Consider the following 9,179-nt stretch of genomic DNA (forward strand, 5'->3'; position numbering starts at 1 on the left):
AACATCTCTTAGGGTTATTTGGTGCACCCTTTTTTAAGTTTCCTATTTATAAAATTCCTCTTGACTTCTCATAGTTGGTCTTTTCGTAATAGATTTATAGATTTACAGGATACAAATTTAAATAGAATACATGCATCTTCTTTCTTGTAACCATTCACCGACTCTCTCTAAATCTTTAACGAATAACAAGATTTTCCCTTCATCCAGCTTTTCTTCGTAGAAGTTCGCTTCTTCCTCATTAAGCCCTAACTCCTGCATCTTATTTCTTAACTGATCTCCCGTTTTTTGAAAGACGTTAATAATACTTGTCCCAAGTCCCTCCTCTTGTATACCAATTGTATTCACGTCTGCATTGTCTGCGATTCTATCTGTCCTTTCTTTCTCGTGTGTTAATACGTAAATATCTTTTTGGTCTATTCCTTTCTTTACTAGATCATTCGCCGCATTCATGACCTCTTTCTCCGTAATAAATTCATATACAAAAGGTTTCCTATACTTCGTTTCCATCTTTAACTTCCTCCTTTAAAATGAATTATTTGTTATATTATATGTAGTACACCTATTTTCGAAATGTTAAACATAAAATTTGAAAAAAAAATGAAAAGGAGAGTACATATGCACTTTCGTCTAGAGTTATTTGTAGAAGATTTGCAAAGATCTATTCGTTTTTATGAGGAAATCCTTACCCTTGTATTCTCAAAAAAGAATGCAACTAGTGCAATGATTAAACTAGGGGATTTTTCTTTATTATTAACCCCTGATTATATTCTCAATGAAAATCATTATTTAAAAACAGGTGGACTTAAGCCAAAAGGTAAAGGTGTTGAAGTTATCATGGTTTTTGATAATATTGAACAAATATACCAACATGTATTAGAAAAAAATTATCCAGTGGAATCTAACCTTAAAATGCAATCTTGGGGAATGAAAGATTTTCGTATTGTAGACCCTGATGGTTATTATTTACGGTTAACCTCCTCTTGAACTTTCTCTATCCTAAAACTAGTAGAATAAATCCCCTTACAATAACTACCTAAATTAACAGAAAATTGTTATAATTAAACCAAGGAGGGGATATAATGAAAAAAACCACTTATATATGCGCTCTAACCGCTCTATCTTTCACTTTAATAGGCTGCACAAGCACCTCAGCTACAAATAAAGCTTCACAAGCTAAGCAAGAACAGAAACAAAATGCCTTTCAATTAAACTCCGCAAACATTACAGATATCGAAATACTTCAGACAACCAATAATACTACTTCTAAATCTCAAACAGACAACGAAGAAATGATACAATCTATCGTTTCCGCAGTTCAAAAAGGCACGCCTAAAACAATCACTTTAGATCAAAAAAAGCGAGAATCGGCACATTCTACTATTACCGTTACATATAAAGATGACACAAAAGAAGAATTTCTTGTTTGGGTTGATAATAATGAGAAAATTACGATTGCTAAAGATGAGAAGAAGGATAAGGTTGAAGGTGTAACAGTGAATATTAAAGATGTAAAAATGATGAAGGATTTCTTTTAAAATTTTAATATAATTGATGTTAAAAAAGAGTAGGATGTAATCCTACTCTTTTTTAATCTTGTCCAATAAATAAACTTTTATAAAAGCTATTTAAGATCTAATTTTGCTAAATCATGTTGTAAAACATTATTTCCTTCTTGTGGGTTAAATACGATTGCACTAAGACCAAAAACATTCGTAACAACATCTCTATCTTTCGAACGAATGATTCTTACTTCATAAGCAAAAACACCTGAAGAAAGAGCTGCTGAACGAAAAGTAACACGTCGATTAGGTGCCAATGTTTGTGTTGAAGGGTCTACTAATGGTAACAATACCGGAGAACCCGATGACCAATCAAACATTTCAACAGTTACTGTATGAGTATCATCTGGATCAACATTCATAGCTTCCACAGTAAGAAACAACGTAGCGGAATGTCTACGTAATACACCCGTTGACAAAGTTTCATTGTGGTGTTTATGATGTTTTTCAGGAGGATGATCATAGCCATAACTCATACTAATCCCCCTTTCATTTACAATTAAGGATAAGTATTCCTTACAATATATAATGCTAGTATTATTTTAATGAAAGGTATAAAAGCGGATTTCTATCTGTGTTTTTGGAAATTTTATTTCCCACTTATTCCCTATTAATAAATAATATAGATTCTCCTATTTTGTCCTTGAACTCCTTCAAAGAATAAATCTATTTTGAAAAGAACCTGCTCCATTCATAAATACATAAAGTAAATGGAATCCGTTAAAACACATAATTGATCCTTTGTTTTCCCCCTCCTATTTAAAGGAGGAACTGTTCTCGGCTTTGGTGATAGTTATGGCTTCGCGGGAGGATTTGCTTTATTAGTTGTATTGTTTATTTTATTAATCATCGTTGGAGCTGCTTGCTTCTGCTAAAAAACTATTAGAAAAGACATGCGATATGCAGAGATTCAAGTGTAACTATTACTTTAATGATGTAATATTACATTCACCCCCAAAATGAACTTCGATGCTATAAAAAAGATAAAGTGTTCATTTATACAACCTTAGCTTGATAGCAATATCATGAGTTCCCATCCCAGACAAACTAGTTAACATCTCAATAATTGCTATTGCAGAAAAGTACAACAAGCTGGACAACATAGATTTCAAACTGTAAGATTAGATGTTGGTGAAATCGGACAGCAAAGTATATATAGAAAATAGGTGTTAATTTTGAAAATCAATAAAAAATTTGAACCGATAATTTTTAATCTCTTTATGATTTTAGGTATATCTAGTATTATCTCTTTCGTCATGGTTTCAATGAATGTTGGGTATACAGCTTTATTTCTCAAATCATGGATAAAAACATGGGCAATTGCTTTCGTGCTTGCATTTTTAGCTTCTAAATTACTACCCTTTGTAGTGAAAAGGATAATGAAAATATTCATATTTGTTGAGAAGGATGCTTAAAAATAAAGTGATGTACTACTTTAGTTCATTTAAATGAAAAGAAATAATCATCACAAAACTTAACCTAGTAAAATGTTTCAACTCGAAGGAAGGCACCTTAAAAGTTGCTTTTCTTTATATGTTAAAAAAGCTCGCCTATTTCCGTAGGCGGGCTTTATCTTTATTACACAATAAGAAAGTATACTCTCTTTTTCTCGGAAATTTTATGTAATTTTACATATTCATGAACATACATGTTTTGATGGACTTTATCTATATACTCATGGCAGTAATCCATTAAAAATGTATCTTCTTGAAAGCAAAACTCTCTTTTAGAAAAAAGAAAAGACACCCTAAAGTGCCTTCCTCCGACTTGAACCATCTTAATTTTAATAATATGTATTGGACTCTTATCTAAAAAATAATCTAATGTATTACAATAAGAGAAAGATAATGATAAAATAAAAGTGCAACAAGATGTTGCTTAGTTTTTAAATTTTATGGGAATAACACAAAAGCTAGGTTTGGTCGCCAAGTTTTTTCATTCCTATCGGTCATGAAATACCCCGGTTGGTCGCTGGGGTATTTCTTTTTTATTAACGTATATATAGGTCTATTATGGACAAAATAAAATATAATCTTAGTAGAAGATAGAACACTGACACCTTTGCCGCTTCTAAATCACTTTGGTCTTGTGCGAAGAAAGTATGGTCAGTACTTTCAGCTCAGTGTTCCATCTACTTTAGTTTTGAGTTGAGTGTTGCTAATCATAGCAGCACTTTTTTACATTCCAATTTGTTCTTTGATGAATTGAATTATATGTTTTACAAACTGGCTTTGCGTGAAAAAGTAATGAATATTTCTCATTACTGTCGTCCACGATGCTAGATTACTTACGAAAGACTAGGATTTTACCTTTTTGGTCGCCTTTTTTTTACGTTTTTTCATTCCTGTCCCTCCCTTCATAAGGGAAGGGTAAAGATGGCACATTTTATATTTTAAAGAGTTATATAGAAGAGGACAATCTATTCATTAGCAAAATAAAGAAAAGACACCCTAAGGTGCCTTCCTCCGACTTGAACCATCTTAATTTTAATAATATGTATTGGACTCCCATCCAACTATTATTTTACCATGTTAAGTTGTTTTTGTTTATTGAGAAATACAATAATTTATTTATGCTGACCGTCTGTATGAGATCCTTTGTAGTCCATGCAGCGATTAACAAGAGAACAATAGTAGTAATAACACCTAAAAGTCCTTGCTTGAGACAATGGCTAAGAACATAAGCATTACTGTGTATGTATTAAATTCCATTATAAGCAATCTCCTAATGGAACTACATATTGGTAGAAAAAATATATACTTCTCTGCCTATCTTAATGTTACTTGATAAGTGCTTGTTTTCATCTTCTCTCTTCATACAACCGATGTGCTTTATATGAGCAAACTAAATACATAACAATTGCAACAGGGATAAACAACCATGCAAAGCCTCTCATCAATGCAAGTGGTGTTTCAAATAAGAATGCCCATAGAAATGATACACCTTGCTTATCCCATAGTCCTGGCGTAAAATATAATTCTTTCGGATTTGCAAGTGCTCCTAAATGAATCGTGTCATTAAACATAAATAGGATTAATATCGGAATAGAACATATAGCTAATTCTAAAAATGTTTTAGATAGACGTTTATATTTCCCTGCTCGTGACATTTGATCTGAAAAAATGTCATCTTCACTTTCCTCATTTACCTTTTTAAAATAGTGCGTACCTGACCACCAATTACCAGCTATATGCTCCCAACCACTATCTTCAAATAATGTACAGTAATTAATAAAGTCACTTTTTCTACTAAATACTCTATGGTCTATTTTAATTGTTGCATCTTCTGGTTCTGTATATCTAAATGTATAACCAAATGTATCGCTCTCTAGTTGATATCCTCTCCAAGCCATCTCTTCTAACCATTTTTCCTCTTTCTCAAAGTCTAAAAAGAATTTCAATTTCCACATCATCGTTTCCCCCTAACTATACGTGTAATAAACTTTTTGTAACCGCAATAATGTGCTGCATTCTCATAAAGTCTAAATGCAATACTTCTTTCCCACGTTCCGTAATGGCATACACTTTTCTTCGTTTATCTTCACTTTTTACTGATTCTATTAACCCTTGTTTTAATAAATTTTCAACCGCCCCATACAATGTACCCGCTGCGATTTTCACTTGATGATTACTCAGTTCCTCCACCTTTTGCATAATTAAATAACCATGTGCTGGCTCTAATAAAGCTAAAAGAACGTAATACGTCGTTTCCGTTAATGGTAAATTTTTATCTCTATTCATAAAGACCTCCAATGTAACAATAAATATATAGCTAAACTATATAGTTCAACTGTATAGTTTGATTTTATACAGTTAGACTTTATATGTCAAATTAAGTTAAAAAAATAACCTAGATCCCATAGGATCTAGGTTATTTTTACATAAACGTAATCGTCACTAAAGAATATCCTTCTTTCGCATTATACGGCTCCGCTTTATAAGAAACACGGTTCGCCCCTTGCGGATAACCGATTTCCCCAATTGCTTTTTTCACATCTTGCAATGCGCCATCCATTGATTGTTTATAAAGGATTTCGATCTTTGGTGACTTTTCGTTATAACGTTGCTGCATTTTATTTTTTAATTCGTTATAGTTATTTGCGATGTATTCATTTCCTAAATAGTTTAACTTTGTATCTTTTAATATTTGCTGATAGGCAGGGGTTTTCGTACTACCTGCAGCAATTTTATTTGTTAATGTACTATAAAAATTTGTTGTAGCTTGCGGATAGTCCCCGCGGTTCCACTCATGATTTCTTGCGATTTGCTCATCTGATAAGTTGAAATAGGAATATGTTACGCGGCCTTGTTCATCTGGAACCGGATCATCAAATGTTGTATCAAGATGGTACCATTTGTTTTCGATTTTCACTAAGTTCCAAGCATGAGGCTGACCGTCTCCAGTTCCTACTACAAAATGATTCTCAATTCCTGCTTCTTTTAATAATTGATAAGTTAATAGTGCGTAACCTTGGCAAACCGCAGAACGATTTACGAGTGCTTCATATGCTGTGTAAGCTTTATAAGACGTATCATAAGAAACATGTTTTACGACATAATCATGAATCGCTTTCACTTTTTCGTGATCATCCATCCCAACTTGTGTAATAGAAGAAACAATTGCCTTCGCTTGCTTCATTACATATTCTGTTTGTTCTTTCGTTTCACGATATGTAATTTTTAGCGTAAACGTATAATTTCCAGGTGATCCAGAAAGTCCATATGAAACATTCGATCTATTATTATTTGTATACTCATTTTTACTTGCCACTTCTTTATAGGCGTTAAAAAGTGTATTCATCACTTCTTTTGTATTACTATTTGTCGTTTTATATGGAAGTGTAATATTCGTTTCGTACGCATTAATACGCTTCTGCACTTCATCTTTGAATGCTGCTAATAGTGCTGCATCTCCTGTATTTTGCACCGCAACTTCTGGTTTTTTATATTTCAAAGTGTTATATAAAAATTGCGCATACTGTTCACGTGTTACCGTTTTAGATGGCTCAAATTTCCCTTCACCTGTACCAGAAGCAATCCCAGTTGATTGCACTGCACTAATTGCGTTTTCACCCCAAAAACCGCTTGGAACATCGTTAAATGTATGCTTTTGTTTCGCAGAAAGATGGAAGGCATTTGTTAAAATTTGCGCCATTTCCGCACGACTCACAGGAGCTTTCGGTCTAAAATTCCCTTTCTCATCCCCTGTAAATACCCCTGCATTCGTTAACATTAAAATTTCCTCAGGGAACATCGTAGAGTTTTGATTAATATCACCATAAGGGTTATTAAACTTAGATCCATCTTTTAATACATAAAGAGCATTATTGCTACTAAATGTTCCGCCTTGTCTATTCGGAAGCATTACACGATACACTAAAGCTGCAACTTGCTCCCTCGTCGCAACATCTCCAAAACCAAATATCCCATTTCCATAACCGGAAAGAATATTTTTGCTCGCTAAATCTTTAATCGCTGGATACGACCAGTGCGATGTAGGCACATCAGAAAAAATACCCGCCTCAGCAGCTTTCACATCACTGCCGTTTGTATACAGTAAAGCACCACCAATAAGTGATAATGATGTAATTGATTTTAGTAGTTTTGTGTACATAATTCCTTCTCCCAATATCGTTTCTATTTATGTTATTTTTTGTCGAAAAATCTAAAAGAATATGACAAAACATATTATACTATTAAAATTTTTTGAGGGATATATTAGGTTTTGAAATATGCAAAAATTCATATTGTTATAGGGATTCATGGTGATATTATGTTGTTTTATTTGTGGATATATAAATAGTAACTCGTTATAACTCCCTCATGATAATCTCTAATTTAGTATTGAAATTCTCTAAATCTCAATGTATTATATTTTTGTATTTTCTCAGTTTCCCAAGCCGAGAAAACATCATCACTTCTAAAAGGACCCGAACTCCAGGGGGTCCTTTCTTTTATTCCTCATTTTTATAAACGTATTTATCGTTTTATCTAGTACAATACTAAGAGACTCTCGCGTTTGCTTTCGTGCCATATCATCACTTATTTCATTATACAAGCTACAGCCATTTCTAATTTCTGTGGAGCGATGTATTGCCTTACTAACCCTAAACCAATCGTAGCATTTATTAAATTATCTATTATTATAATCTAATTTAGAAAACATGAATTCCTTCGAATAAAACTCAATATTATGTCCATAATGTTGATAGGCTGTATGCCAAAACCCATTTAGTTTTCTCTGTATCTCCTTGTATTGAGCAGTTAGCCTTTGCTAGCTGCTCTTTTATTTGTAACCTTGTTAGACAAGTTTTCATATAATGTAGTCATTCCTTTCTTATAAATTAAGCTCGTCACTTGAATTATAAAAATGGGATTATATCCTATAACATTTTCAGGAATTATCCATATTTTATTTCTGAAAAAGTGCTTTATTTTGCTGAAAGGTGGTTGCGGAAACAACCGCCTTTTTATTTATGGCAAAATGAGATTTCTATTACGATCTATTACAAAGTATGTTATTACTGGTACAATCCGGTATAATAAATACAGATCAAATATTGAAAGGAAATATGACAATGAAAAGATATTTGAACTTCATTTCACTTTTCTTAACTGTACTTGTAATAATTAATCTTACAAATATACATACGAAGTACCAATTCTTTATAGGTGCATCTATAGCAATATGTTTAACTATTATTTCTACAAATGAAATTATAAAATTCCTTGCTACTAGTAGCTTATTAGTTTATGGATTTGCCGCTTTTACTTATTTAAGTATTGCTTGCTAACTTTCAATTTCGTTTTGTATTAAAATAACATTTTTATTTAACTTCATCACGTTAAGTTATATAGAAAACTATATATAATTGAATATTAAAAAGGTTATTTCGATTCTAATATAGAGGCACATACGACTTTTTTCTTTGTTTATGGAGTTCTTACATAATAGTAAGGACCTTTTTTATTTCAAACACAATTTGTTCATTTTTTTGATACATTTATGAAACATTCATGTGTTATCTTCAGTACGTTCTATTCTTTTTATAATGTCGTGTGAGATATACCAAAACGTGAAACCCTAGACCCCTTAAACCTAGGGCGATTTTATTTAATTACTAGTTTTCATCAACCCGAGAGCTTAGTAATTACCTCTTCAGGCTCAACTCTCTCCCTTTTGAGAATTGAGCCCTTTATTTATAATATTATCTCCATACTTCCTACTTATTTGTACAAAATTCTACTTCAACCTCTCCCAAAAACTTTAATATCACATAAAGCTTACGTAAAGATTGCCATAATTCAATTATTCCCTCAATAAACGTTATATAATAAAATTGAAAATATCCAGTTTGTATACAATTGTCTTTCTGTATGACATATAACTCTTTTGCTAAGAGAAATCCTAGCTTTTTTATAGAGAATCAGTTTAAAAATCAAAAATAAAAGAACCTCAATACATGAGGTTCAAAAACTCTACTATTTTAAATTACCTTCGTAAAAAGCAACTCCATTTTGAACATGCTTTAAATACCATGTAATCTGTCAACAACGATTCAAATTTCCCCAATTTCAACGAAATGAAATTCCCCATTATGAACGGCTAAATCGTTGTTTG

At 32.2% G+C, this 9,179-nt stretch carries 9 protein-coding genes and 2 pseudogenes; 5 read left to right on the forward strand and 6 right to left on the reverse strand.

What is annotated here, in order from left to right; genetic code table 11:
* Positions 1 to 117: 117 nt before the first annotated feature.
* The gene (locus tag PDQ33_RS27175; RefSeq protein WP_000448798.1) at positions 118 to 507 is read right to left on the reverse strand and encodes a general stress protein; all 390 of its coding nucleotides are present in this window, start codon (positions 505 to 507) and stop codon (positions 118 to 120) included.
* Between the two features lie 108 nt (positions 508 to 615).
* Between PDQ33_RS27175 and PDQ33_RS27180 the strand changes: the two genes are divergently transcribed.
* Together PDQ33_RS27180 and PDQ33_RS27185 are read left to right on the forward strand one after the other, a co-directional pair.
* Positions 616 to 984 carry a VOC family protein gene (locus PDQ33_RS27180; protein WP_000545705.1) on the forward strand — a complete coding sequence of 123 codons (369 nt, stop codon included), beginning with the start codon at positions 616 to 618 and terminating at the stop codon, positions 982 to 984.
* 95 nt (positions 985 to 1,079) lie between these two features.
* Entirely contained in the window at positions 1,080 to 1,535 is a 456-nt protein-coding gene (locus PDQ33_RS27185; RefSeq protein ID WP_071741436.1) for a hypothetical protein, read from the forward strand.
* Positions 1,536 to 1,621: 86 nt separating this feature from the next.
* Here PDQ33_RS27185 and PDQ33_RS27190 read toward each other — a convergent pair whose 3' ends face one another.
* On the reverse strand, positions 1,622 to 2,035 hold the full coding sequence (locus tag PDQ33_RS27190) for a hypothetical protein (protein WP_000120200.1): 414 nt from the start codon (positions 2,033 to 2,035) through the stop codon (positions 1,622 to 1,624).
* 315 nt (positions 2,036 to 2,350) lie between these two features.
* Here PDQ33_RS27190 and PDQ33_RS27195 point away from each other — a divergent pair.
* Positions 2,351 to 2,434, forward strand: a pseudogene (locus PDQ33_RS27195) (YjcZ family sporulation protein); the annotation flags it as partial.
* 300 nt (positions 2,435 to 2,734) lie between these two features.
* Positions 2,735 to 2,974 (forward strand): DUF2798 domain-containing protein, encoded by a 240-nt coding sequence (locus PDQ33_RS27200; RefSeq protein WP_000700215.1) that lies wholly within the window; start codon positions 2,735 to 2,737, stop codon positions 2,972 to 2,974.
* A 1,385-nt stretch (positions 2,975 to 4,359) separates the two neighbouring features.
* Here the strand turns inward: PDQ33_RS27200 and PDQ33_RS27205 are convergent.
* From PDQ33_RS27205 to PDQ33_RS27215, 3 genes are all read right to left on the reverse strand, one after another.
* Complete coding sequence (locus tag PDQ33_RS27205; RefSeq protein WP_002170313.1) at positions 4,360 to 4,971, reverse strand: DUF2812 domain-containing protein; 612 nt, start codon at positions 4,969 to 4,971, stop codon at positions 4,360 to 4,362.
* Between the two features lie 13 nt (positions 4,972 to 4,984).
* Positions 4,985 to 5,299, reverse strand: a complete 315-nt coding sequence (locus tag PDQ33_RS27210) for a PadR family transcriptional regulator (RefSeq protein ID WP_061131459.1) — start codon at positions 5,297 to 5,299, stop codon at positions 4,985 to 4,987.
* Positions 5,300 to 5,435: 136 nt separating this feature from the next.
* On the reverse strand, positions 5,436 to 7,172 hold the full coding sequence (locus PDQ33_RS27215; protein WP_270395150.1) for an S-layer homology domain-containing protein: 1,737 nt from the start codon (positions 7,170 to 7,172) through the stop codon (positions 5,436 to 5,438).
* Positions 7,173 to 8,136: 964 nt separating this feature from the next.
* Here PDQ33_RS27215 and PDQ33_RS29120 point away from each other — a divergent pair.
* Positions 8,137 to 8,352, forward strand: a complete 216-nt coding sequence (locus tag PDQ33_RS29120; protein WP_000833256.1) for a hypothetical protein — start codon at positions 8,137 to 8,139, stop codon at positions 8,350 to 8,352.
* Positions 8,353 to 9,040: 688 nt separating this feature from the next.
* Here PDQ33_RS29120 and PDQ33_RS29250 read toward each other — a convergent pair.
* Positions 9,041 to 9,103, reverse strand: a pseudogene (locus PDQ33_RS29250) (LCI fold-containing protein); the annotation flags it as partial.
* Positions 9,104 to 9,179: the final 76 nt, after the last annotated feature.

Source organism: Bacillus cereus group sp. Bc031 (assembly GCF_027716265.1).
In the GTDB taxonomy this organism is placed as follows: Bacteria; Bacillota; Bacilli; order Bacillales; family Bacillaceae_G; genus Bacillus_A; species Bacillus_A paranthracis.

Coding starts and splice junctions, on each gene's coding strand:
- PDQ33_RS27175 (WP_000448798.1), bottom strand. CDS start 507: ATGGAAACGAAGTATAGGAAACCTTTTGTATATGAATTTATTACGGAG.
- PDQ33_RS27180 (WP_000545705.1), top strand. CDS start 616: ATGCACTTTCGTCTAGAGTTATTTGTAGAAGATTTGCAAAGATCTATT.
- PDQ33_RS27185 (WP_071741436.1), top strand. CDS start 1,080: ATGAAAAAAACCACTTATATATGCGCTCTAACCGCTCTATCTTTCACT.
- PDQ33_RS27190 (WP_000120200.1), bottom strand. CDS start 2,035: ATGAGTTATGGCTATGATCATCCTCCTGAAAAACATCATAAACACCAC.
- PDQ33_RS27205 (WP_002170313.1), bottom strand. CDS start 4,971: ATGATGTGGAAATTGAAATTCTTTTTAGACTTTGAGAAAGAGGAAAAA.
- PDQ33_RS27210 (WP_061131459.1), bottom strand. CDS start 5,299: ATGAATAGAGATAAAAATTTACCATTAACGGAAACGACGTATTACGTT.
- PDQ33_RS27215 (WP_270395150.1), bottom strand. CDS start 7,172: ATGTACACAAAACTACTAAAATCAATTACATCATTATCACTTATTGGT.
- PDQ33_RS29120 (WP_000833256.1), top strand. CDS start 8,137: ATGAAAAGATATTTGAACTTCATTTCACTTTTCTTAACTGTACTTGTA.